27 protein-coding genes are annotated in these 23,579 nt (G+C 38.2%); 3 read left to right on the plus strand and 24 right to left on the minus strand.

What is annotated here, in order from left to right:
* Positions 1–43 precede the first annotated feature (43 nt).
* From FGL89_RS03200 to FGL89_RS03230, 7 genes are all read right to left on the minus strand, one after another.
* Entirely contained in the window at positions 44–877 is an 834-nt protein-coding gene (locus tag FGL89_RS03200) for a YitT family protein (protein ID WP_014973838.1), read from the minus strand.
* Complete coding sequence (locus tag FGL89_RS03205; protein WP_014973837.1) at positions 877–1,251, minus strand: DUF956 family protein; 375 nt, start codon at positions 1,249–1,251, stop codon at positions 877–879. Before FGL89_RS03205 ends, FGL89_RS03200 begins: the two co-directional genes overlap by 1 nt.
* A gap of 115 nt (positions 1,252–1,366) precedes the next feature.
* A complete protein-coding gene (locus FGL89_RS03210) occupies positions 1,367–2,278 on the minus strand; it encodes a PTS system mannose/fructose/sorbose family transporter subunit IID (protein ID WP_014973836.1) in 912 nt (303 codons plus the stop codon).
* Between the two features lie 14 nt (positions 2,279–2,292).
* On the minus strand, positions 2,293–3,105 hold the full coding sequence (locus FGL89_RS03215) for a PTS mannose/fructose/sorbose transporter subunit IIC (RefSeq protein ID WP_014973835.1): 813 nt from the start codon (positions 3,103–3,105) through the stop codon (positions 2,293–2,295).
* Positions 3,106–3,140: 35 nt separating this feature from the next.
* A complete protein-coding gene (locus tag FGL89_RS03220) occupies positions 3,141–4,091 on the minus strand; it encodes a mannose/fructose/sorbose PTS transporter subunit IIA (protein ID WP_014973834.1) in 951 nt (316 codons plus the stop codon).
* Positions 4,092–4,282: 191 nt separating this feature from the next.
* Entirely contained in the window at positions 4,283–5,263 is a 981-nt protein-coding gene (locus FGL89_RS03225; RefSeq protein ID WP_014973833.1) for a type I phosphomannose isomerase catalytic subunit, read from the minus strand.
* Between the two features lie 86 nt (positions 5,264–5,349).
* The gene (locus FGL89_RS03230; protein WP_041773185.1) at positions 5,350–6,090 is read right to left on the minus strand and encodes a nitroreductase family protein; all 741 of its coding nucleotides are present in this window, start codon (positions 6,088–6,090) and stop codon (positions 5,350–5,352) included.
* A gap of 133 nt (positions 6,091–6,223) precedes the next feature.
* Between FGL89_RS03230 and FGL89_RS03235 the strand changes: the two genes are divergently transcribed.
* Positions 6,224–6,706, plus strand: a complete 483-nt coding sequence (locus FGL89_RS03235; RefSeq protein WP_135198025.1) for an FUSC family protein — start codon at positions 6,224–6,226, stop codon at positions 6,704–6,706.
* A 37-nt stretch (positions 6,707–6,743) separates the two neighbouring features.
* Here the strand turns inward: FGL89_RS03235 and FGL89_RS03240 are convergent, their stop codons facing one another.
* From FGL89_RS03240 to FGL89_RS03320, 17 genes are all read right to left on the minus strand, one after another.
* Entirely contained in the window at positions 6,744–7,562 is an 819-nt protein-coding gene (locus FGL89_RS03240; protein WP_014973830.1) for an HAD-IIB family hydrolase, read from the minus strand.
* Positions 7,559–7,981, minus strand: a complete 423-nt coding sequence (locus FGL89_RS03245; RefSeq protein ID WP_014973829.1) for a GtrA family protein — start codon at positions 7,979–7,981, stop codon at positions 7,559–7,561. Before FGL89_RS03245 ends, FGL89_RS03240 begins: the two co-directional genes overlap by 4 nt.
* Positions 7,982–8,047: 66 nt before the next feature.
* Positions 8,048–9,085: a lipid II:glycine glycyltransferase FemX gene (locus FGL89_RS03250; RefSeq protein ID WP_014973828.1), complete on the minus strand. Its 1,038-nt coding sequence runs from the start codon at positions 9,083–9,085 to the stop codon at positions 8,048–8,050.
* Positions 9,086–9,087: 2 nt separating this feature from the next.
* Positions 9,088–9,738 (minus strand): redox-sensing transcriptional repressor Rex, encoded by a 651-nt coding sequence (locus FGL89_RS03255; RefSeq protein ID WP_014973827.1) that lies wholly within the window; start codon positions 9,736–9,738, stop codon positions 9,088–9,090.
* 130 nt (positions 9,739–9,868) lie between these two features.
* Positions 9,869–10,885, minus strand: a complete 1,017-nt coding sequence (gene tsaD / locus FGL89_RS03260) for a tRNA (adenosine(37)-N6)-threonylcarbamoyltransferase complex transferase subunit TsaD (protein WP_014973826.1) — start codon at positions 10,883–10,885, stop codon at positions 9,869–9,871.
* A gap of 201 nt (positions 10,886–11,086) precedes the next feature.
* Positions 11,087–12,307, minus strand: coding sequence for an ATP-binding protein (locus FGL89_RS03265; RefSeq protein ID WP_014973825.1), 1,221 nt, complete (start codon positions 12,305–12,307; stop codon positions 11,087–11,089).
* Between the two features lie 28 nt (positions 12,308–12,335).
* Positions 12,336–12,770 carry a ribosomal protein S18-alanine N-acetyltransferase gene (rimI, locus tag FGL89_RS03270; protein ID WP_014973824.1) on the minus strand — a complete coding sequence of 145 codons (435 nt, stop codon included), beginning with the start codon at positions 12,768–12,770 and terminating at the stop codon, positions 12,336–12,338.
* Positions 12,721–13,278, minus strand: coding sequence for a ribosomal protein S18-alanine N-acetyltransferase (gene rimI / locus FGL89_RS03275; protein ID WP_014973823.1), 558 nt, complete (start codon positions 13,276–13,278; stop codon positions 12,721–12,723). Before rimI (FGL89_RS03275) ends, rimI (FGL89_RS03270) begins: the two co-directional genes overlap by 50 nt.
* Positions 13,262–13,972, minus strand: a complete 711-nt coding sequence (gene tsaB / locus FGL89_RS03280) for a tRNA (adenosine(37)-N6)-threonylcarbamoyltransferase complex dimerization subunit type 1 TsaB (RefSeq protein ID WP_014973822.1) — start codon at positions 13,970–13,972, stop codon at positions 13,262–13,264. The genes rimI (FGL89_RS03275) and tsaB overlap by 17 nt, the downstream gene beginning before the upstream one ends.
* Positions 13,973–14,195: 223 nt before the next feature.
* Positions 14,196–14,300 carry an anti sigma factor C-terminal domain-containing protein gene (locus FGL89_RS08825; RefSeq protein ID WP_476738484.1) on the minus strand — a complete coding sequence of 35 codons (105 nt, stop codon included), beginning with the start codon at positions 14,298–14,300 and terminating at the stop codon, positions 14,196–14,198.
* Positions 14,301–14,407: 107 nt separating this feature from the next.
* On the minus strand, positions 14,408–14,686 hold the full coding sequence (locus tag FGL89_RS03290; RefSeq protein WP_014973821.1) for an RNA polymerase sigma factor: 279 nt from the start codon (positions 14,684–14,686) through the stop codon (positions 14,408–14,410).
* Positions 14,687–14,832: 146 nt separating this feature from the next.
* Complete coding sequence (gene ptsP, locus FGL89_RS03295) at positions 14,833–16,548, minus strand: phosphoenolpyruvate--protein phosphotransferase (RefSeq protein ID WP_014973820.1); 1,716 nt, start codon at positions 16,546–16,548, stop codon at positions 14,833–14,835.
* A 2-nt stretch (positions 16,549–16,550) separates the two neighbouring features.
* Complete coding sequence (locus FGL89_RS03300; protein WP_014973819.1) at positions 16,551–16,820, minus strand: phosphocarrier protein HPr; 270 nt, start codon at positions 16,818–16,820, stop codon at positions 16,551–16,553.
* A 320-nt stretch (positions 16,821–17,140) separates the two neighbouring features.
* The gene (locus tag FGL89_RS03305; protein WP_041773182.1) at positions 17,141–18,148 is read right to left on the minus strand and encodes an L-threonylcarbamoyladenylate synthase; all 1,008 of its coding nucleotides are present in this window, start codon (positions 18,146–18,148) and stop codon (positions 17,141–17,143) included.
* 39 nt (positions 18,149–18,187) lie between these two features.
* Entirely contained in the window at positions 18,188–19,198 is a 1,011-nt protein-coding gene (gene prmC, locus FGL89_RS03310) for a peptide chain release factor N(5)-glutamine methyltransferase (RefSeq protein WP_147000424.1), read from the minus strand.
* Positions 19,199–19,200: 2 nt separating this feature from the next.
* On the minus strand, positions 19,201–20,274 hold the full coding sequence (gene prfA, locus FGL89_RS03315) for a peptide chain release factor 1 (protein WP_014973816.1): 1,074 nt from the start codon (positions 20,272–20,274) through the stop codon (positions 19,201–19,203).
* 94 nt (positions 20,275–20,368) lie between these two features.
* Positions 20,369–20,971 carry a thymidine kinase gene (locus FGL89_RS03320; protein ID WP_014973815.1) on the minus strand — a complete coding sequence of 201 codons (603 nt, stop codon included), beginning with the start codon at positions 20,969–20,971 and terminating at the stop codon, positions 20,369–20,371.
* 436 nt (positions 20,972–21,407) lie between these two features.
* Between FGL89_RS03320 and FGL89_RS03325 the strand changes: the two genes are divergently transcribed.
* Together FGL89_RS03325 and FGL89_RS03330 are read left to right on the plus strand one after the other, a co-directional pair.
* The gene (locus tag FGL89_RS03325; protein WP_014973814.1) at positions 21,408–22,766 is read left to right on the plus strand and encodes a Mur ligase family protein; all 1,359 of its coding nucleotides are present in this window, start codon (positions 21,408–21,410) and stop codon (positions 22,764–22,766) included.
* The gene (locus FGL89_RS03330; protein ID WP_014973813.1) at positions 22,766–23,497 is read left to right on the plus strand and encodes a type 1 glutamine amidotransferase; all 732 of its coding nucleotides are present in this window, start codon (positions 22,766–22,768) and stop codon (positions 23,495–23,497) included. The genes FGL89_RS03325 and FGL89_RS03330 overlap by 1 nt, the downstream gene beginning before the upstream one ends.
* Positions 23,498–23,579: the final 82 nt, after the last annotated feature.

A 23,579-nucleotide genomic window follows, 5' to 3' on the forward strand; every position in this document is an offset into this window, starting at 1 on the left:
ATCTTACTGATAATTGAAGATTTACTCGTGCTTTTATATTCAATTAAATAAAGGTACCACCATGAGCCTCACTAATATCATAAGCTATCATAAAGGCTTGCGGATCAACTAAATGCACCCCACGTAAAAGGTGATTGTAATCTTGATTGTCTAAAATAACCATCAGCATTTCACGACCATCACCAGTATATCCACCCCGCACATCTAGCGAAGTAAAACTCGTTTCATTATGAGAAAGATAGTTTTTAATGCCCTCAATATTGTTATTACTTGTGATATACACCATTTTGCGTCGATCTAACCCTGTCTCAATATAATTCATAATAACAGCTGTAATCATTAATGAGAATAAGGCCAACAAAAGTGGTTCAATGCCGCCAGTCGCTATGTTTCCCAATGAGACAACAGTGTCAATGACAAGTAACGAAAATGCCGGTGCAATTCGAAAATATTTTTTTAAAATCATTGGTGGTACTGCCGTACCACCACTCGAGGCATCAACGCGATATAGTAAAGCTAAACCAACGGCAAAAATTGTCCCCCCCACTAAGACTGCAAATGTGCGATCAGTTAATACTTGGCCACTTGGTGTTATTTTTAATAGTATAGGTAACACGAAACTACCAAAAGCGATGCGTGCTGTCGTCCCACGATCCAAAAAAACAGCTGCCAAAATAATCATCAAGACATTCACAACTAAAACAACAATTGCACGATCAAAGCCAAATAATTGATTGGTTAAAATTGCCAATCCTGTTGCGCCACCTGCAGCTACTTTAGCTGGTGCATAAAAGAAGTTAATACTTACCGCTACTAATTCCAGGGCTGCAACGATGGTCAAATAACGTAAAACTTGATGCCTTTGTAAATACTTCATTAACTACCCATCTTTCGTTTCTTAGAAAAAATTGCTTTGACACGTTGCCAAATTGTTGGATTTCTCAAGATTTTATCATCCCCGATATGTTCACGCATAGTTTTTAAGATTTTTCCTGCTGCTTTGGCAGAAAAATCAAAATTACCTCGATCTGTCACAACACGAAAACGACGACCTATTTTTTTATTTGAAACGTTAACATAAACAATATTAACATTTGCCCAAGGAATTTGAATGTAATCAGACACATTATTATCATTAAAAAATTCAAATGCCTTATCGCCAATCAGAAATTTACCATATCGAGCGCCAATTCCCAAAAATGAAATACCTTGGGTTGTTAATTCAACACTGCTATTAAGTGATTGTACCATACCTTACTCCCCACCTTTCACTCATCACTTAATGGCAGAAATGAGTATGTTGTTTTCTATGTACAAAGGCGCTCGTCTATTCAGACGGGCGCTTTTTTCCCATATAATTATTATATTACATAATGTGTAGCACACGCATAAGAATTCCAAAAATAAAGATACCAATAATCATTACAATAGGTGATACATTTTTCTTAAGCAACCACATAGCCAAGAATGTCAGCAACAATCCCATTAAACCAGGAATCAAACTGTCTAAGTTAGCTTGCAATGTATTAGGTTCCATTCTTGTCAAAGACAATCCAGAAGCTTGGTCACCTAAAATTTGTTGTAATTTACCACCAGTCACTGAGCCATTAGGAAACTTAATATAAGCGCCTTCGGCTAACCTTTTAGCCGGTAATTCAACGGCAAACTTAATTGAAACCCAACGCTCAACTAGGACTGCTAAGATAAACATACCAAGAATTGACGCACCTTTGGTGATATCTTTCAATAAACCACCTGAAAGATCTTGCGTGATAGCAGATCCGGCACGGTAACCAAATTCTTGCGTATACCAGATAAATGACATACGAATTAAGTTCCACAAAACAAAGAACAAAACTGGTCCTAAGATATTGCCAGATAGCGCTAATGAGGCTCCCAAGGCACCAAGAATGGGACGAACAGTGAACCAGAAGACTGGATCACCAATACCAGCCAATGGACCCATCATACCAATCTTAACACCTTGAATGGCAGTATCATCAATTGCGGCACCATTGGCACGTTCTTCTTCCAAAGCCAACGTCACACCAATAATAGGTGAAGCCACATAAGGATGTGTATTAAAGAATTCCAAGTGGCGCTTTAAAGCAGAGGCGCGATCTTCTTTTGTTGTATATAATTTTTTAATAGCTGGGATTAAAGAATAGGCCCAACCAATGTTTTGCATACGTTCATAGTTCCACGAACCTTGTAGGAATTGAGAACGCCATGCGACAGACAAGCGATCATTACGTGTAAGTTCAACTTTTTCAGCCATCATATTGCCCCTTCCTAATACTGGTTCAAAATGCTACCGACCGGATCACCCGAGTCGCCACCATTTGAACCACCACCACCGCTATTGCCACCCATCTTTGATAGATTAATGTAAATCAAAGCAAGTGCAAGACCGATAGCACCTAACGCAATTAATGTTAATTCACTAACAGCTGCTAGAGCAAAACCAATGGCGAAGAAAGGCCATACTTCACGCGTTGCCATCATGTTAATAACCATTGCATATCCAACTGCAACAACCATACCACCACCAATGGTCATACCACCAGTCAACCAATCAGGCATAGCACCTAATGCTGATTGAACAGCCGCTGCAGGAATCGCAATCAACAAGCCTGCAGGAATCGCAATACGTAAACCTTGTAGCAGTAAGCCAAACAAGTGCAAACGTTCAATTGTTTGATACTTACCCTCTTTAGCAGCAGCATCGGCACCATGGGTCAACCCAACAGCGATTGTACGAACAATCATTGTTAAAAACAAACCGGCAACAGCTAATGGAATAGCTGAAGCAACGGCAACACCAATACCTGTTGACGTAAAGTTATCACTCTTAACCATGATAATAGCCGAAGCTACCGAAGCTAACGCGATATCTGGTGCGACAGCCGCACCGATGTTAGCCCAACCAAGCGCAATCATTTGTAATGACCCACCTAGCATAATTCCTGCGGTCAAATGGCCAGTAGCCATCCCAATCAATGTTGCCGAAACCAATGGTTGGTGGATTTGAAACTGATCTAAAATACCCTCCATACCAGCAAAGAATGCAATGATTACGACTAAAACTATTGCAATTATAGACATAGTTTAAACACCTTTCATATAAATGTTCTACAAGATTAACGAACATTAGCTTTCTTGATTAATTCAAACAAGTTAGCCTTATTGTCACTAGGTACTTTACGTACATCAAATGTGACACCTAAATCGCGTAACTCTTCGAATGCAGCAACATCAGCTTTATCCATTGAAAGCACACGATTAACCATCGTCTTACCTTCTGAATGTGCCATGGAACCAACGTTTAATGACTTAATTGGTACACCACCCTTAACTACAGCCAAGACATCCCCAACTGTTTCAAATAATAAGAAGGCATCCACACTACCGAAGCGATCATCTTTTGCTACTTCAATCATTTTACTAATTGGAACAATGTTAGCTCTGACACCATTTGGTGCCGCTTGTTGAATTAAGTTTTTACGTAGCTCATCGTGAGCAACTGCATCAGAAACTACGATAATACGATTTGCCTTTGAATCAGGCGTCCAAGCAGTGGCCACTTGGCCATGCAACAAACGAGTGTCCAAGCGGGCCAACTTAATATTAATATGACCTGCCTTTAACCCAGCTGTTGAAGCACCTGGTTTAACTGCTTTAGACGCAGCTTCTTCAGCTTCAGGAATTGACTTCACACCATCTTTAGCAACTGGCACTAAATACTTAGCTAAGTCCGCTGCAGTATTCATACCAAGCCGTCCACCATAAGCCTCAATCAGCATCGGCAAGTTCAACCCCGCGATAATAGCTGTATGTTCAGGATTCTGCTGTTGAATCAAGCTAGCGCGATTAAACGGTGAGCCACCCCAAAGATCAACTAGAAATAATGTATCATCATCATTACCAAATTTTGCCAATGCTTCCTGATAATGCTTATCCAAATCATCGGGTCCTTCGGTAGGCTGGAATGTGACAACTTCAACGTTTTCTTGTTCTCCAAAAATCATTGAACCTGACATCAAAATGCCCTTGGCGAAGTCACCATGACTGGCAACAATAAGATTAACCATCGATAATCTCCTTTTCAATAAATTGTTTACTTATTGATTATAGCTAATTAACACCAAAATGTAAACGCTTACAAGACAATTTCCAAATTATCTCTTTCCAAATATTAGTATACACTGTTTTCATATAAAAGTAAACGCTTTCATTATTGAACAAAAAGCATATGACTTTTTCTGAAAACGACGTCATATTTTTAGTTATCTAGGTAAGCGAGTTCTTGTTTTTGATAACTTTTTGGCGTTACAAAGCTAACAATGATTTCACCATCACCTGTTATCATGTAGTTACCAGTGTCTTTTAACATAATAAAATTATCACCTTTTTTCAATTGATAAGTTGCTTGACCATCAGTCAAACTCAGATCACCATCAATGACATTGAACAATTCATACTTATGGTGCTGGTTGAAATGACTTTCACCACGGATAGACAGGCGGTCAATTGTAAATTTTGGTGACGTGAGTAAGCGCGTTATAATTGTATTATCTTGAATTCGCGTGCGTTGATTTAAAATTGGATCGACATGTGGCACTTTTGTAACAGCAAGCGCTTCTTCAATTTGTAACGGACGCGGCTGATTTGTTTTTTTATCTAAACGATCAAAATCATAAAAACGATACGTCGTATCTGAACTCTGCTGTATTTCTAAGGCTAAAATACCAGAACCTAGGGCGTGGAATGTCCCTGCTGGGACGTAGAAGAAATCACCACGTTTCACGGGCAATGTACGTAATAGTTTGTCCCAATCGCGCTGGTCAACTAATTCAGTCAGTTCCTTAGCATCTTGGGCATGATGTCCATAATAAAGTTGCGCACCCGGCTTGGCATCCAAGATATACCAACTCTCAGTTTTACCGAAATTTTCCGACGACTGTTTGTCATTAGGATGAACCTGAATTGATAAATTCTCATTAGCATCTAGTATTTTAACTAGCAAAGGAAATTTTTCATCTGCATCGTGACCCCCAAATAATTCTGGGTGTTCTTGCCACAACTGAGATAGTGTTTGCCCTTGGTAAGAGCCATTAGTAATTGTGGACACACCGTTTTGATGTGCAGCAATCACCCACGCCTCCCCAACGTGGTCAGAATCTAGTTGATAGTTAAATTGTTTTAATTGTGTGCCACCCCAAATTTTATGATGTAATTCAGGTTTTAACATTAAAATAGTCATGATGCTATTTCTCCTTTAGTTACTCATACATTACTTTTCAATAAATTATGTATGCGCTTTCATTTTACCACAAAAAAGAAAAGGGCTTATCTTAAATTAAACCCTTTTCTTACTGGATAATTTGATAATGGTGTTAAATTCTCTTGGCGTGTTAATACTTTAGCATTATTACGAATCCAAGAATTATCTGCACCCCGTTTATCATAGTATTTAACCATGACGTCATCATAGGTTTTCACCGCTTGTTCCATTTGCTTTTGATCATACTTATCTGTCATCAAAATACCTGGCAATGATAGTTTAGGCTTAATGCCTGGATTTTGTGCCGGATAACCAACAGAAAATCCCATAACAGCCTTAACAAATTTTGGTAAGTGTAATCGTTCCTCATATAATTCAAAAGAACCGACCGCACCAGCCATCGTCACGCAACCTAATCCTAATGACTCAGCTGCGACTTGCGCACGAGCCAATGCCACACCAGCAGAAACCACACCACCCTCTAGCATTGAATAATTAGATAGTCTTGCTTCAGCTTGACGACGTGTTTCATCATCGAGTCCAATTAAATCTTTGTTAAAATCAACAGTAACAACGAAAAATCGTGTGGCTGTTTCAATATAAGACATACCAACCTGTGCACTAATATCAGCTTTAAATTGTTGATCCGTGATTTCAATAAACGTCACTGGCTGCAAGTTACTAAAATTTGGTCCAGCATAAGCAGCTGTAAAAATAGTTTCAACCATTTCGTCTGATACTGGTTCATCTGTGAATGCACGGATGGACATATGTTGCTTTAATAAATCGATCGTTGAATTTGATATCATATCCCGCACCTGTGCACTAAAATATCTAAATATCGCTTTGACATTTATTTCTGCACATTCCTTTAATCTAATATACATAGATTTTACCATATATTTATGATAAACTAATAAGAATATTAAGGAGGGTTTTATGCAATTTGGGAAATTTCGTGTGGGATTACGCACGTTAAAGACCGGGTTAGCTGTCATGATTATCATTACAGCTTTCTACTTTTTAAAGCGTCCTCCTTTCGTTGCAGCCCTAGCTTCCGTTTTTGCGTTACGTGAAAGTTGGGATAAAACACTAAGTTTTGCGAAAATTCGGTTAATCTCGAACACCGTTGGCGGCCTTTTGGCACTGTTATATTTCTTAGTTCATGTCCATACACATAATGCAGCTTGGGTATCTATCCTATTATTGCCTCTACTCGTTATTATCGCAATTGTTTTCTTGGATGGTTTTAATTTTAACAGTGGTGTCATTGGTGCACTAGCTGCACTACTCATGATATCGCTTAACATCCCCGCTGGAGCTACCGTATTATATGTTATTGATCGAATTGTTGACACATTTATTGGTGTTTTGGTTGCTATCAGCGTCAATCGTTTTGCCTCACCAGATCAAAAAAAATAAGACTAACGTCTTATTTTTTTTTGATCTAATTATGAATTTAAATGCCCAAATACATTTCAATCGTTTCGAGTACACCATCATTCACATTCGTATTTAATGCTTTATTAGGAATTGCAGCCAGCATAAAATCCTCAGCATTTGGCATCACGAAACCATTTTTGTATTTTTTTAACATTTCTAAATCATTACTATTGTCTCCAAAAGTCATGACCTCATCATCTAACACATCATAATAATCTTGTAATACTTGTAAACCAGTTGCCTTATCAACGCCTTTACCTAAGACATCAACTGAGCCAAATCCAGAACCCGTAGCATGCAATTCAGCACCAAAAACCTCACGTAGTGCAGCAACATGTTGTTGCACCTCATTATTTGGCCACACAAAAGTCACTTCTAGAATACGATCATCCACTAACATCAACTTTTCAACTTGTTTAACATTTGGATAAAACTGAAAAACCATTTCAGCTACAGGACCGGTGGCATGGTTAGAAACATATGTTGCTTCTTCACCTGTCATAATAATAATATTTTCAGCTGACTCAGGATTCCTAGCATTCCAATCAATTACTTTTTGCAACTGATCAAACGACAAATGAACTGAATATAGCTGCTCTTGAAGTGTGGCAACCATTGCCCCATTTGAGCCAACAAAATCCATTTCATAGCCTTTATCAATTGTTGGCAAGAACAACTCCTGTAAATTTTTAACTTGTCGTCCAGAGGCTGCTACAAATCGAATCTCCCTTGTCCGTAGGTTATCTAAAATACGCTCAAATCGACCCTGACTATAGATATCATTTTCCGTCAAAAATGTGCCGTCCATATCGGAGGCAATTAGTTTAATTGTCATTCATGACTCCTTTTTTTAAAAATAAGCAATTTACTCAATACAAAATTAGATACGATTACAAATATATTTTGTATGATATTCCAAATATTGGCATCTTGTTGTAACAGATCGACACCAAAGCTCAAAATAAAATAGCCAATAATACCTGTTAATAGACGTGCAAGATAAAATTGCCAAATCTCTCTTATAATAGCCAATGCTGAACTATTATTTGAGTGAAAAACCCATACCCGATTCGTTAAATAAGCAAATAATACTGCCCAGAACCACGCAACCACATAGGCAATTGTATGGCTTGTATGTAATAAGTTATATAACACAAAAAAAACAATGATATTGACAATTGTCGTCAAAACACCAAATATAATATACAACCAAACAGACTCATATTTTGTCCACAAAGATTTTAATTTTAACATTATTACTCCGATTAATTTACCAATTATATCATAATTTAAATAAGAAAGCCGCCACTTGGCGGCTTATCAACTAAATTGTTTCAAATACTCTTGGTACCCTGCTTCATCAATAACCCAATCTAATTCACCAATATATTCGGCATGTGGGTCATGATATGCAAAGCCGTGTTTAAATTTATACAGACCATCCTCAGGTACAAAGTCTCCCACGCCCCCGAAATCGTACTCAACTTTACCAAGTGACAGACCCCACTTTAGCATTTCCCATTGTACAGCGTAAGGTGCATAATGCTTGGCATAGTCACGATTTGAACCAGCATACATATACCAAATCTCGTCACCATAACTAAAACCAATACCACTCGCAATGACTTGCCCTTCAAAATGAGCTAAGAAAACTTTAAATAGGCCAGTTCCTTGCCATAATTGTTGCATCTGTAAAAAGTAATCAATCGGGCGATGCGTAATATGTTGCGCTGCTGCCATTAAAACATATGTTTCAAAGAAAGCACGCACATCAGCTTCACTATCGCCATTCGTTACCGTCACCCCATCTTTAGCAGCACGACGAATTTGATTACGATAATCGCGCTTAAAATGTAGCATAAGCTCATCTTCAGTGTTAATCGGGGAAGCACCTTCGCCACGACCATCATAATATAATACAATATTTTTACGTGGTTGAATATTACCATGCATATGTTCAACATCACGGTTACGTGTGACAAACCCAGCAGACTTGTATGCCTCATTTAACCCATCGCTATAAGCCACTTCTGGGTCTAAACGAATAAGAAAAACATTATCTGGCAATGCCGCTAATGCTTCATGGATCATTGCTTTAATTAATCCAATATCATTGATATCAGCAATTGGGCCACGTCCAGCGTAGCCTAATAGTTTGCCTGGAACTGCTTCAACAGTTAGAACAGTCAGCACAGCATCAATCTGACCATCTGTTTCATGGTAGACATAAACATGTCCCCAATTAGCTTTCAAATCACCCCACAGAGGATCTTGGGTTACTTGACCGCGTGGATCCTCACGAACAAATTTCTGATATGCGATTACTTTTTGTTTGTCATTTAAATCTAAAACAGCCATTTTTATAATCCTGTCGTAATTGAACCATAATTATCAATGAAATAAACTAATGTTTGTAATTCATTGGTCAAATCAACGTTTTGCACACGTACATCAGATGGCACTGTGACACGTAGTGGTGTAAAGTTCAAAATCCCTTTAATTCCTGCATCTATCAGCTGGTCTGTAATTTCCTGTGCCACACCTTGTGGTACTGTCAGGATAGCGATGTTAATCCGTTGTGCTGTGATTTGTTCTTTCAAATCTGACATATCATAAATAGGTACACCAGATAAAATCGTGCCAGCGCGTGATTCATCAACATCGAACGCTGCCGATATACGCATATTTGATGATTGATGGAAATTAAAGTTCAGTAGTGCTTGTCCCAAGTTACCAGCACCAATTAAAGCGACATTAATCAAACTATCTTGATCTAACACATTGGCAAAAAAATCAAGCAAGGCTTTAACATCATAGCCATAGCCGCGTTTACCCAACGCACCAAAATATGAAAAATCGCGACGAATAGTTGCTGCATCGAATTTAATTGCATCACTAAGTTCTGATGACGAAATACGATTTGTGCCAGCATCATGCAAAAAAGTTAAATAACGAAAATAAATCGGCAAACGCTTTGCCGTAGCACGAGGAATTTTAGGTTGTGGTGTCATGATATTCTCCAATAGATGAATTTTACATAGGTTAAGTCATTTTATCAGTTCACTTTGTGAACTTTTGCATAACTATTATATCATATAACTACGTACATTGACAAAAGATAGTGATAAATTCACAATCTTGTCATGGTTTTAATAATTCAAAATCTAGTCCTGGGTCTGTATTCAAGTCTAAATCAGCAAAAATATTTTGCTTGAAATTCCAATAACCTGCAGCGCCAATCATTGCCCCATTATCACCTGTATATTGTAACGGTACTGGAATAAATGCTGTTTGTGAAAAATCTTCTAATAGTATCTTTAATTCATCTCGTAGCTGACTATTTGCTGCAACACCACCAGCCAAAACAAAACTTCTAACTGGAAAATTTTGTAATGCGCGACGTGTCCGGCCAATTAAAGCATCGACAACAGCATTTTGAAAACTTGTTGCTAAGTCATCTTGATTGATGGTGTCACCTTTTTGGTCAGCGTGATGCACATAATTTATTACCGCACTTTTCAAGCCTGAAAAACTAAAATCATAATTATCTTCATGTGCCATAGCAGTTGGAAATTTAATTGTTGCTTGACCTCTATGCGCCATGTCATCAATTGTTTTACCTGCTGGGTAAGGTAATTTTAATAATCGACCGACTTTATCGAAACTTTCTCCTGCAGCATCGTCACGCGTTTCACCAAGCACTTCAAAATGATTTTCTTCACGCATGAGCACCAATTCAGTGTGTCCACCAGAAACCATCAAGGCGAGTGCCGGATAAATGATGGGTGCATTGAAGTTAGCTGCTGCAATATGTCCAGCTAAATGGTTGACAGGTATAATGGGCAGATTATGAGCCAATGCAAAAGTTTTAGCCCCCATTAACCCAACTAACAGTGAACCAACTAATCCAGGGCCATAAGTTACAGCGACAGCATCCAAATCTTCGGGTTTCGTCTCTGCTAATGATAGCGCATCATCTAAGACGCGTGTAATCCATTCAATATGGTGGCGACTCGCAACTTCTGGTACAATCCCACCAAAACGTTGATGTGAATTGATTTGTGTGGCAACTGAATTGCTCAATACAATGTGTCCGTCTTCAACGATAGCAACGCTCGTCTCATCTGCACTTGATTCAAAGGATATAATTTTGGTCATTTTATAAATATGTGATTAAACGACTCGCAATCGTTATCACATGCTCCTTCCATTAGAAAAATACGTTTTTAAAATACTGTAATCTCTTTTAATTAACAATTAGCTTTGTGGCTTTTACTTTGAACGATGCATACCAAACTGGTGCGAATTTGTTCTCGTGACTACAGTGAAATCCAAACTCAAGCTGTCAAAAAAATAATCCTAACGAAATCTTGGTGATTGCGTTTCATGTTTTATATGTGACGCACTAATATTTACTGCCACAGGCTCATGATTAAATAACTTCAAGAAGCCAGCACCGATCTCTAAATCACGTACACGTGCTTGATTAAACTTATGATTACTGATCAAAGCCGTCAGCTCTTCACTATCATTTAACTGGTGTACTAACAAACTCCCAAATTGGCCTCTCAATTGTGCTGGTATATCTAACGGTGATTGTGTTGAAACGACAGCATAAATACCATATTTTCTGCCCTCTCTCAGGACTTTAAAAATACCAGAGTCAGTGAGCGACTGATACGCCTCCGGCATGTACCGATGCGCCTCATCAAGATAAATTGTAATTGGCAGCCGTTGTTGACTAGTCGTGCGTAAAGTGATTAATTGCTTTAATAAAATTGATAATATGAGCCGACTCGTGGCACTATCAGCAGGAATGGCACTCACATCAATAACTAGTGTCTTATTTTGGCTATCTTTTTCAGAAAATAATTTGAGCACATAAAACAAATCAGTTTGAGTCGTTAAGTGAGCTGACAATAACCGAGATTGATGAAGATTAAAAAGACGTTTAAAATCTGGCGCATTAAGCACATTTTTTACATTTAAAATTTCTGACCACAACTGACGAATTGCCAATGTATCTAATTCTTGTCCCAACAATTGATAGTCGGCTTGCGCATCACTATACGGCACACTAAATTCTTGAATAATTTGTTCAGTAATCAACAATGCATCATAGTCTGTCGCATAACTTCTGAGTTGTCGTCGCTCATTGTCAAACGTCTTAATACTTTTATTGACTTTATTCAGAATGCCGGTTTCTTTAACAATATTTTTCTGTATTTTAAGTGATTCGATTGCTTGAGCAAGTTTTTCGATCAACATTGGCGTGTGAATATTAAGTAAGCTAGCCACTTCTGAAACTGTTAAATTAGCAAAATCTAAATTAGCATTTTCGCCAAGTTTATAGTGTACAGCGTTAGGAATATCACTAAATTCACCTGTTGCATCAAAAACAACATTTGTTTGTTTGAGAGTTTGCATGGCGCTAATCAGTGACAAAAGCGATGTTGATTTCCCACTACCTGTGGCACCAATAATCATTAAATGATGTGATAACAATATGTTGGGATCAATTGATAATGCTTCTTGTTTTTGTTGATCTTCAGCAAAACCACGAATAAATTGGCTGGTCATAACATCACTCCTTAAAGGCGTCGTTTCATCACACATTTTTGGCCATCATAAGCGCATCATGACCATTTCTATAATACTTTTTTCGGTGATGATAAACTTCAAATCCCAACTTCCGATATAACGCAATAGCTGCTGTATTAGTCGCATCTACCTCTAACAAAAAACGCGTCACATCGGGCATAGTCAACACCTTCTTTAACAATGCTTGTGCAATGCCTTGTTGTTGGTAGTCTGGATGAACCGCAACACTACCGATTTCAACTTCATCTAAAATTTGCGTTACGCCCACAAAACCACCAACCGTCACAAAATATCGACTACGTGGACTATTTAATTCGTGTTCAAAGACACTTTTTGGCCATGGTGACGGGTTAAATGCCACGTCAGCAATGTCAAAAATATGAGCTAAGTCTTTAATTGTTGCTATTCTGATTGTCAATTGTTCTTGCCATTGAAACCGCATCTTCATGGTCTCCAAGATAATACCCTTTTTTAATACCTGTTTGTTCATAGCCTAAACGCTGGTACAGTGCAATCGCACCACTATTTGATGCTCTGGCTTCTAATGTCATCGTCATCACACCAATTTGTTCAGCAAATAGTCTAATTTCTGTCATAATGGTCGATCCCAAACCAATATTTTGCCAAATCGGTAGCACCGCGATATTAGTAATATGAATATCCTGTGTGTCACGACGATATGCTCCGCCAGCAAAAGCGACAATCTGTGCATTGCGTTCTGCTACTAGATAAAGACGGATATGCGGTCGCGATAATTCACTCAAAAAATCTCGTAATAACCAGGGTGCTTGACCATCATAAACTGCCTCTTCAATTTTAATTAAAGTGTCAATATCTTGACTGGTGGCACGACGTAATGTAAACGAATATCCTTTTGTGTCAATTACCTTTTGTTCAAATTTTGGCAACATTAATGGCAATTTTTTATGATGATTAAACTTCAAAAACATAATTTTCAGGTTTATCCTCACCCGGATGTGCTGTAATCCAATTTAATTCAGCTTGCGTTTTACGTAAGTATTCTGGGTTAAAGTTTGCCACATCAATCACTGGTTGCGCTTGTTGCCCAAGCTTCACGATACCATATCCATCTGGTAAACTTTCCGCTGAGCTTACTATTGTTGCTTGCGTGCCAAAAGTTGTTTGTATCGTTTCTAAAAATATATCGGTATCACCGATAAACGTTATCTTTTCACTCCGACTTTGTAACCAAGTAAACAAATTAGCAATTGGTTGATGCTCATCTGCCAACACATTTTGTCCATTTAAGTAAACACCGGCAAACACATTATCATTTCGTGCATTAAAAAGTGGCACTACGAGTTGTGTGCTAGTAACTTGCGCAGCCAAGACAGCTAAACTTGAAACGCCAACAATTTCAGTATTAAGCGTATCAGCCAACACTTTAGCAACAGTCACGCCAATACGTAACCCTGTAAACGACCCAGGACCTTGTGCCACGACAATACGATCAATATCTTGTAAAGCCCAATTTTCAGTTGCCAATGTCTCTTTAATTGCGGGCAACAGCTGAATGGAATGGTTGCGTGCCTCATTAGTCGAAAAGACATGTAAAACCTGATTATTTTCCGCCAAACTCACGGTCAGTGGTTGGTTACTTGTATCAAATGCTAAAATCTTCATAAGTTATATTTTAACACAAAAAAGACCACCTTACGGTGGTTGTGCAAGTACTTGTTATTTAAGCGGTTCTTGATAAGGCATAATTGGTGTTATAACACCAACGTTAGTAGCGTAAACTTAAGGCAAATTGTCTAATTTAGCCAAATTTTTTGTTCTTCCTGTCACAATAACACCTGCCAATATTATAAGGTGAAAATTGTATTTCCGAACTATGATAGCCTAGTCAATAATAATTAATCATGACATTATTAGGCAACATAGTCCTTATATCATCGTAAGTATAACGTTTATCAAATGTTATAGCCACTTCACCCAGAGTATTGTTCATACTGATTAATGTTTTAGCTTCATGCGTAGGTGAAAAATTAACTGTTCTATTTTTGGTATATGTTGCGCTACTTTTCGTATTAAAAAAAGTGGGCTCTTTCTGTTTGGTTATCTTATTCTGTACAATACTTTGTGTATTTGAATTTTTTTAAAAATAACATCTCCTGCTATTAGCTCTTGACTTTTTTCTCCATTGAATCCAAAAGTTATATTTCGCTCTGGATATGCAACTCGATATAACCACGGTCTTAGTTTATCAAGTGGTAACACCAGATCTGTTTGAATCCATTTAACAAATATATCCTGCACAATATCTTCTGCATCTTGCTTTTGCATATTCTGATTAATCAAAAAACCAATAATCTCATGTGCTATATCAACTAACATTTATTCATAATGATCTATTTTCATCCCCCTCTCATTTCATGAAATATAACGAATATCTACTGATTTGGTTAAAAAATTTTTACCATAAAAAAATCCACTTTAACTATTAAAGTGGATCAAATATATCTTATTAAAATTAATTGGTTTTATTTAACGGTGGCTTCAACTAATGCAATAACTTCATCATTAGTTTCAGCATCCAAAGCCTTTTCAGCCAACAACTTCATGTCAGCCGTATTCAGCTTCTTCATCAATGATCGTGTTTGCAAAATAGATGGTGCACTCATTGAAAATTCATCCAATCCCATACCAACAAGTAGTGGCACGGCGATTGGATCACCAGCCATCTCACCACACATGGCAACGAATTTACCTTCGTCGTGTGCTGCCTTAATCACATTATTAATTAAACGTAAAATCGATGGGTTATATGGTTGATACAAATACGCCACGCGATCGTTACCACGATCAGCTGCCATTGTATAAGCAATCAAATCATTAGTTCCGATTGAGAAGAAATCAACTTCTTTGGCGAATTTATCTGCCAAAACTGCCGCAGCTGGAATTTCAATCATAATACCTAACTTGATATCACCCATCACGACACCAGCTGCTTCAAGCTTAGCACGTTCATCAAGGTATATCTTCTTGGCATCACGGAATTCAGCCAATGTCGCAATCATTGGGAACATGATCCACAAATCACCGAAAGCTGATGCACGAATCAAGGCACGCAACTGCGTACGGAAAATGTCCGTTTGATCTAGTGAAATACGAATCGCACGATAACCCAAGAAAGGGTTTTCTTCTTCAGGTAATTTCCAGTAATCAAGGTGCTTATCGCCACCAATGTCCATCGTACGGACAGTTACTGGCTTACCATCCATCTGCTCAACAACAGATTTGTAAGCTTCAAATTGTTCATCTTCTGTTGGGAGGTGATCAGATTCCATATACAAGAATTCTGTTCGATACAAACCAACACCCTCAGCACCATTATTCAGAACAGCAGCCATATCTTTGGGCGCACCAATGTTAGCACCGACAGTAAAGTGCTTACCATCTGCACTGACAGACTGTTGGTCTTTTAACAATGCCCACTCAGCACGTTGTGCTAAATAATCTGTTGCCTTCTGCTCATAAATTGCTAACGTTTCAGCAGAAGGATCGACGATAACGTCTCCTGTTAAACCGTCAACAATAACCGTCACACCACTTGCCACTTCTTTTGTAGCAACATCAGTACCAACAACTGCTGGTATTTCTAATGTTCGTGCCATAATCGAAGCATGAGCCGTACGACCACCCATATCAGTCAAGATTCCCTTAACGAATTGGCGATCAAGTTGTGCCGTATCAGAAGGCGTCAGATCCTTAGACACCAAAATTACTGGTTCATTGATCAATGCTGGGTTTGGCAATGAAACATTGAGCAAATGTGACATCACACGTTTCGTCACATCACGAATATCTGCCGCACGTTCTTGCATATAAGCATTGTCAGTCATTGCTTCAAACATACTAACGTATGTGTCTGTTACTTCTTTAACAGCTTGCTCAGCATTGACCTTTTCATCAGCGATTTTTTGTTTAAATGCGCCAGACATTTCAGGATCTGATAAAATCATCAAATGTGCCTCGAAAACTTGCGCCTCATCAGCACCTAAGTTTTGCTCAGCTTTCGTTTTAATAATTTCAACATCTTTACTAGAAGCTTTCAAAGCATCGTCGACACGTGCTTGTTCAGCCGTCACATCTTTAATTACTGTCTTTTCAAAAGACAATTCTGGATCAACTAACAAATAGGCTTTTGCAATTGCTACGCCATTACTTGCCGCGATTCCTTTGAAGTTCTTAGTCATTGTTATTTTGCGAGTCCTTCTTTTTCCATGGTTTCGACAATAGCCTTAATTGCTGCTTCTTCGTCGTCGCCTTCTGCCTTAATTGTCACATCGGCGCCTTGGCCAACACCTAATGACATGACACCCATGATTGACTTCAAGTTAACATCCTTGCCTTGATATGACAAAGTAACATCTGATGTGAACTTTGAAGCTGCTTGTACCAACAATGTTGCTGGACGTGCATGGATACCTGTTTCTGCTACAATATTAAAGTCTTTTGATTGTGTCATAATTAAATTCTCCTTTTTAGCTGTTAATCAGCTTCTGTTATTAGTTTATCAAAGCGCTTACAAAATATCAAGTAAAATATCATGCAAATCCTTGTTATATCAGGCAATAGCCCGTAAATGCCCATCTGACGGCATTTTAAATGTAAACGTTTTCATCAAAATCAAAAATTGTTTTCTGTAAATTAAAAAACGAAATAAACACTATTCACTCATTTTCTACTCAAGTTAACCAACAACCTCCTCATCAAATCCTGAGTCTGCAAAAAAGCAATCACTCTACTAACTAGCAACTAAAAAAGAAGTGATTAACTCACTTCTTTTTAAACACTAAATTCTTGATTACCCGCCGATTTCGCCAAGCGGTTATTATAAGCTTTACCTAAACCAATCGGTGACATTTTTTCGACATATATTGTAGCTACTTGTATTTCATCATCATAAAAACGCAACCCTGAAAACAACTGTTCTGTTGCGCTTTCAAGCGTTTCACCCAACGACCAACTCTGATCTAAAGATAATTGCATGGCTGAAAGTGTTGGTTCTTGCGCCATGACAACATCATTTTTTTGTAACTCATTTTTTAGATCTAAAGCGTCTAAACGGTCAAACATGACAACATTTTTATCTGGTGCATAATGGCGATATTTCATACCAGGTGCTTTTGGTGTCACATTGCTAGCAACTGATTTGGTGCTTGTGGCATCAACCACTGGCATGTTTAACACAGCTTCTAATTGTTGCTGTGTGACAGCCCCAGGACGTAAAATAGTTGGCGTCGTAGCTGACATATCAATCACAGTTGATTCAACACCAATTTGAGTCGGACCATCATCAACAATACCGGCAATTTTACCTTGCATATCATGCCAAACATGTGCTGCAGTTGTTGGTGATGGCTTACCTGATGTATTCGCACTAGGTCCAACTATTGGTACCCCTGCTGCACGAATAACTGCTCGTGCCACGTCATTATCTGGTAAACGGAAAGCCACTGTTTGCAAACCACCAGTCACTAACATGGATACTTTACCTGGCTTAATTGGCAAAATAATGGTCAGTGAACCAGGCCAGAAATGCGCCATCAATAGTTGAGCCATGTCGGAAATAGTGACAAAAGGGTCTAATTGCGCTATATCAGCAACTGTCATAATTAGAGGATTATCTGACGGACGTCCCTTTGCTATGAATACTTTTTTAACAGCCTCGTCATTTGTTGCATCCGCCCCAAGACCGTATACAGTTTCAGTAGGAAAAGCAACAACTTCACCTGCCTTTAATAAATCACCCGCGCGTTGTGTTTCTTGATTTGTTAATCGCTCTGTTTTCATTATCAACTTACGCATCAATAATCTATTAGAAAACCAATGCTATACTCCTTTCACTACACGAATCATACGGTCTAATCCTGCAAAATCTTTTTTAAGCGTGATTTCAGCATCAGGCATGGCTGATTTTAAGATATCGACCACTTGCTGTCCTTGTTTATATCCTATTTCAAAATAAGCTCGACCATGATTTGTTAGATGCTTATCCAGACCAAGCGCAATTTTTTCATAAATAGCTAATCCATTGTGATCGGCAAATAAAGCCATATGTGGTTCATACGTGATAACGCTACTATCCATCTCATTTTCATCAGTTGTTGCGATATAAGGTGGATTACTAACAATAATATCAAATTCTAAATTAGCAATCGCACTGAATACATCGCTTTCAACCATATGCACATTATTTAAGCCAAAGCGCTGAGCATTCATTTCAGCAACTGACAGTGCATTTGATGAAATATCGGCAGCAAAGCCTCTGACACGTGGGTTTTCTAGCATCAAAGTCTCTATAATAGCCCCAGAACCAGTACCAATATCTAATACTGACACTGGATTACCAACGGTAGACGAAGCATCTTTTAAAATCCATTCAACTAATTGTTCTGTCTCCGGTCGCGGTATTAAGACACGATCATCAACCATAAATTCACGACCATAAAAAGGTGCATGTCCTAAAATATATTGTGGTGGTTGATTATCAATTAATTTTGCAACCCAACTCGGCCAAACTGCAGCTAATCCAGTGGGCATCGTGCGTGTTATATTAGCACGTAAGTAAGCATAATTAATATTTAATGCACCACTTAACAAAAAGTCAACATTGTCTTTAGCATCATCTTCTGGCACGCCAACACCAACTAATTCACTAATCGCCCATTTACGACCTTCAAGTAATGAAATTTTAACATTAGCAGGACTTTTGGGTACCCTAATATCATCCCAGTCGTACCATTTAGGGGCAGTTAATTTATCAAGCGTGATTTTCTTAATTGGTTCACCACGACCAACTGATTTAAATTGTTTTGGTATATCAAAATGTTTTTCAGTCATATTTAGGCTTTATTCAGTTCAGATAACTTCGCTGTTTGGTCAGCAATAACCAATGCATCAACGACTTCACCTAACTCACCATTCATAATACGATCAAGTTTATTCAAAGTTAAGCCTATCCGATGATCAGTTACACGATTTTGTGGATAATTATACGTTCTAATACGTTCAGAACGGTCACCCGTACCAACGGCTGACTTACGTTTTTCGGCATATTCAGCTTCATTTTGTTGCGCATAATAATCGTAAACACGGCTAGCCAATAATTTGCGTGCCTTATCACGGTTTTTTATTTGCGTACGCTCTTCTTGCATTTTAACCATGATACCTGTAGGTTTATGAATTAAACGTACAGCTGTCGACACTTTGTTAACATTTTGTCCGCCGGCGCCACCTGAACGGAAAAATTCTTCATCTAAATCGGACTCATTTAATTCAAAGTCAATATCTTGAAATTCGGGCATCACACCAACTGTTGCTGTTGAAGTATGCACACGTCCTTGCGTTTCCGTCGACGGTACACGTTGCACACGATGCGCACCAGACTCAAACTTCAATTTAGAGTACACATTGTCACCAGTAATCATGACAGCAACTTCTTTATAGCCACCTACTTCAGTCGTACTTTCATCGATAATGCTCAACACCCAATTTTGTCGTTCAGCGTATCGCCGATACATATCTAATAGGTCAGCGGCGAACAGTGACGATTCATCACCACCGGCTGCGCCGCGAATTTCCATAATAATGTTTTTATCATCATTGGGGTCTTTTGGTATCATCAAAATTTTTAATTGACTTTCAAGTTGTTCTTTTTCTGGTCTCAACGTATTAAGATCTTCTTTGGCCAAAGGTGCCATTTCATCGTCATCTAAAAGGTCTTCAGCATCTGCAATGTCTTGCACCACTTGCTTATAATGTGTATAAACCTCAACAGTCTCACGCATTTCCCCAGCTTCTTTAGATAACTGCGTATAATGCTGACTATCATTCATTACTTCTGGGTCAGCCAGCTGTTCATTTAGTTCATCATAGCGGTCGATAACAGTTTGTAAGGATTGAAATATTGGATCCATTTTTTACTCTCCAGTGTATGTTTTAAACTTAATGCGCTTAAGCTTAAAACATATGATTATTTTATGTACGAGACTAACAGTCTCTTAGGTATATTTATTTAACAGGAAACATATCAGCTATTTTAGCTAAATCTGGATTGAACCAATGCCGACGACAGGTTGGAATATAGGCTTCATCGCCACCAATAAACACTTGCGCCCCTTCACGCTGCGGTTTACCATCAACAATGCGTAGCTGTGTGGTTGCCTTTTTACCACAAAAGGAACAAATTGTTTTCATTTCTTCTAATTTATCAGCTAGCTCAATCAATCGTTTAGAGCCTTCAAACAGATGGTTGAAGGCATCTTGTTTTAAACCAAAAGTCATAACTGGAATGTGTAAATTGTCAACAACATGAGCCAATTGATCAACCTGTTCAGCAGCAAGAAATTGTGCCTCGTCAATTAAGACAACGGCTAAATTATCATCTTTCATGCTTTTGATCAGCTGATATAAATCGGCCTCAGGTTTAACCGCAACCGCCTGCCGTGACAGTCCCATACGACTAGCAACAATCCCCACCCCAGCACGCGTATCAACAATTGGCGTCATCAATAATACTTTGCGCCCTTGCGATTCATAATTATGTGCAACTTTTAAAATCTCAATCGATTTTCCTGAACTCATTGCGCCGTATTCAAAGAATAATTGTGCCATATTTTTAGTGTGTCAACAATCATTTATAAAAACTAGAAACATGCAGATTTTAAGCTATGATACTTGATCAAAACGGCAATATTCTAACTACAAATAACCGAAAACGCAATATCTCCCTTTTTATCAATTTAGATTTATCCTCAGCACTCATGCACCGAGCTTTTATTTTCGTACCACATCAATTGTGTCTGATGTTAACTTAGACGCTACTATCATTTATTATAGCAATTTTTAAGGCAACAAAAAAGCGAATCCTGCTTTTTTGTATTCCAAAATAACGCCATATATATCCTGCCTTTATTTTATTGACTCAAAATTCTTGACAAATCATCAAACCGTTTTAAGTTTGTACCCATTGGTCGAGTTAATTTTTAACCAAAAACACCAACCCTACCCTAGTTCATGGTAAAATGATAGACATGAAAGTGGGGATATTATGACACTTAAAAGTTCACTGGCACGCGCCACAGCCAAAAGTTCTTATTGGGTTTTGCGACACATTTTGCATCGCGGTGGGACAAGTTTACCTGGTAAACTAGCTGTGGCTATTGACCCAGATATTTTAAAAACAATACAACAAGACTTTGACTTAATTATCGTCACTGGCACAAATGGTAAGACGTTAACGACAGCATTAATTACACGTGTTTTACAAGCTGGTGGTTATGAGGTAATTACTAATCCTTCTGGATCCAATATGATCCAAGGTATTACCGGTACTTTAGTAACTACCAAAGTCAAATCATCACCTAATGGCAAAAAGCCACTTGCTGTGCTTGAAGTTGATGAAGCCAATGTCGAAAAAATTACAAATGCTATCCACCCAAAAATGTTTGTCTTAACAAATATTTTTCGGGATCAACTTGATCGCTATGGTGAAATCTACACGACTTATGATAAAATCATTGCTGGTATTAAAAACGCACCTGATGCGCTCGTTTTAGCTAATGGTGACTCGCCGATTTTTACACGTGGTGACTTTACCAATACCCGTCGCTACTTTGGCTTTAATCATATCAACCCGACAGACTTTAAGCCTGCAGTTGCCCCTATTAATACCGACGGTATTCTATCACCGACGGATCATTCTGTTCTACACTATGATTTTATTACCTACGCTAACCTGGGTAAATATTTTAGTACTACAGACCAGTTTGCACGTCCAGAACTGAAATACCAAGTGACAAGTGTTGATCAATTAACGCCGAAATATTCACAATTCAGCATTGATAATACCCCTTTACGGATTGAAATTGGTGGATTGTATAATATATATAACGCTTTAACGGCTTTTTCTGTGGGACGGGAGTTTGGTGTTACGCCCGCACAAATCAAAAAAGCATTTGAATCTAACGCTCAGATATTTGGCCGTCAAGAAGCTATCAACGTTGATGGCAAAGATGTCACCATTGTGTTAATCAAAAATCCTGTTGGGGCAAATTCAGTCATCGATATGATGCTAACCGAAACAGATGAATTTTCACTATTAGCACTGTTAAATGCCAACTATGCTGACGGTATTGATACCAGTTGGATATGGGATGCTGAATTTGAAAAGCTGCACCATACTAACATTAAAGCCGTTGCTACTGGTGGTGAACGCTACCAAGATCTACGCGTACGTTTGAAGATGGCTGGTTTTGCTGAACAAGCCGTTTATGAAGATTTAACTAAAATTGTTGCTGCAATTAAAGCGCTCCCAACAAAAAAAGTTTACATCGCTGCAACTTACACAGCTATGCTCCAATTGCGTGAGCAATTAAAAGCTGCTGGTTATATCAAGGGAGGTTTCTGATGGCTAATTATGATATTTCTGTCGCTCACTTGTATGGTAATTTGATGAACACTTATGGCGACTACGGTAACATCATCGCCCTGACCTACTATGCTAAACAAATTGGGGTTACAGTCGATTACCACTTAGTCTCCCTTAATGATCATTTTGACCCTGAGACATATAATTTTGTTTTATTTGGTGGCGGACAAGATTACGAAGAAACAATTGTCGCTCATGATTTAAAAACAAAAGCTGAACAAATCAAGACATACATTGAAAACGATGGCCCACTATTGGCAGTATGTGGTGGTTTCCAGCTGTTAGGGCATTACATGATTATGGCAGATGGCACCAAAGTTGATGGTATCGGGGTCATGGATCACTATACAACTAACATGCACGATGACAAAATCACTATTTTAAATGGTAAACGACTCACAGGTAATATTGTTATTAAAAACAATGATACTGGAGAAACCTATCATGGCTTTGAAAATCATCAAGGTCGCACTTTCTTAGGTAAAAGTGAACGTGCGTTAGGCACTGTCATTTCCGGTAATGGTAACAACGGCTTAGATAAAACTGAAGGTGTCATTTATCGAAATGTCTATGGTTCGTACTTTCATGGCCCAATCTTTACCAGAAATGGTAATCTAGCCAAACGAGTTCTAGCTACCGCTTTATCAAAAAAATACCCTAATGTTAATTGGTCTGAAAAATTAAGTCAAATTGATACAGAAACATTTTAACAATGATAATAATTAAAAACCAGCAGATGTCTTTTGGAAAACATCTGCTGGTTTTTGAATTGATTTCACATTAAACACTTGA

It is taken from the genome of Leuconostoc carnosum, from assembly GCF_007954525.1.
Taxonomy (GTDB): Bacteria; Bacillota; Bacilli; order Lactobacillales; family Lactobacillaceae; genus Leuconostoc; species Leuconostoc carnosum.

Bases quoted from the DNA above. Each gene is read 5' to 3' on its own strand.
- FGL89_RS03200 (WP_014973838.1), bottom strand. From the start codon at position 877: ATGAAGTATTTACAAAGGCATCAAGTTTTACGTTATTTGACCATCGTT.
- FGL89_RS03205 (WP_014973837.1), bottom strand. From the start codon at position 1,251: ATGGTACAATCACTTAATAGCAGTGTTGAATTAACAACCCAAGGTATT.
- FGL89_RS03210 (WP_014973836.1), bottom strand. From the start codon at position 2,278: ATGGCTGAAAAAGTTGAACTTACACGTAATGATCGCTTGTCTGTCGCA.
- FGL89_RS03215 (WP_014973835.1), bottom strand. From the start codon at position 3,105: ATGTCTATAATTGCAATAGTTTTAGTCGTAATCATTGCATTCTTTGCT.
- FGL89_RS03220 (WP_014973834.1), bottom strand. From the start codon at position 4,091: ATGGTTAATCTTATTGTTGCCAGTCATGGTGACTTCGCCAAGGGCATT.
- FGL89_RS03225 (WP_014973833.1), bottom strand. From the start codon at position 5,263: ATGACTATTTTAATGTTAAAACCTGAATTACATCATAAAATTTGGGGT.
- FGL89_RS03235 (WP_135198025.1), top strand. From the start codon at position 6,224: ATGCAATTTGGGAAATTTCGTGTGGGATTACGCACGTTAAAGACCGGG.
- FGL89_RS03240 (WP_014973830.1), bottom strand. From the start codon at position 7,562: ATGACAATTAAACTAATTGCCTCCGATATGGACGGCACATTTTTGACG.
- FGL89_RS03245 (WP_014973829.1), bottom strand. From the start codon at position 7,981: ATGTTAAAATTAAAATCTTTGTGGACAAAATATGAGTCTGTTTGGTTG.
- FGL89_RS03250 (WP_014973828.1), bottom strand. From the start codon at position 9,085: ATGGCTGTTTTAGATTTAAATGACAAACAAAAAGTAATCGCATATCAG.
- FGL89_RS03255 (WP_014973827.1), bottom strand. From the start codon at position 9,738: ATGACACCACAACCTAAAATTCCTCGTGCTACGGCAAAGCGTTTGCCG.
- tsaD (WP_014973826.1), bottom strand. From the start codon at position 10,885: ATGACCAAAATTATATCCTTTGAATCAAGTGCAGATGAGACGAGCGTT.
- FGL89_RS03265 (WP_014973825.1), bottom strand. From the start codon at position 12,307: ATGACCAGCCAATTTATTCGTGGTTTTGCTGAAGATCAACAAAAACAA.
- rimI (WP_014973824.1), bottom strand. From the start codon at position 12,770: ATGCGGTTTCAATGGCAAGAACAATTGACAATCAGAATAGCAACAATT.
- rimI (WP_014973823.1), bottom strand. From the start codon at position 13,278: ATGTTTTTGAAGTTTAATCATCATAAAAAATTGCCATTAATGTTGCCA.
- tsaB (WP_014973822.1), bottom strand. From the start codon at position 13,972: ATGAAGATTTTAGCATTTGATACAAGTAACCAACCACTGACCGTGAGT.
- FGL89_RS08825 (WP_476738484.1), bottom strand. From the start codon at position 14,300: ATGAACAATACTCTGGGTGAAGTGGCTATAACATTTGATAAACGTTAT.
- FGL89_RS03290 (WP_014973821.1), bottom strand. From the start codon at position 14,686: ATGTTAGTTGATATAGCACATGAGATTATTGGTTTTTTGATTAATCAG.
- ptsP (WP_014973820.1), bottom strand. From the start codon at position 16,548: ATGACTAAGAACTTCAAAGGAATCGCGGCAAGTAATGGCGTAGCAATT.
- FGL89_RS03300 (WP_014973819.1), bottom strand. From the start codon at position 16,820: ATGACACAATCAAAAGACTTTAATATTGTAGCAGAAACAGGTATCCAT.
- FGL89_RS03305 (WP_041773182.1), bottom strand. From the start codon at position 18,148: ATGAAAACAGAGCGATTAACAAATCAAGAAACACAACGCGCGGGTGAT.
- prmC (WP_147000424.1), bottom strand. From the start codon at position 19,198: ATGACTGAAAAACATTTTGATATACCAAAACAATTTAAATCAGTTGGT.
- prfA (WP_014973816.1), bottom strand. From the start codon at position 20,274: ATGGATCCAATATTTCAATCCTTACAAACTGTTATCGACCGCTATGAT.
- FGL89_RS03320 (WP_014973815.1), bottom strand. From the start codon at position 20,971: ATGGCACAATTATTCTTTGAATACGGCGCAATGAGTTCAGGAAAATCG.
- FGL89_RS03325 (WP_014973814.1), top strand. From the start codon at position 21,408: ATGACACTTAAAAGTTCACTGGCACGCGCCACAGCCAAAAGTTCTTAT.
- FGL89_RS03330 (WP_014973813.1), top strand. From the start codon at position 22,766: ATGGCTAATTATGATATTTCTGTCGCTCACTTGTATGGTAATTTGATG.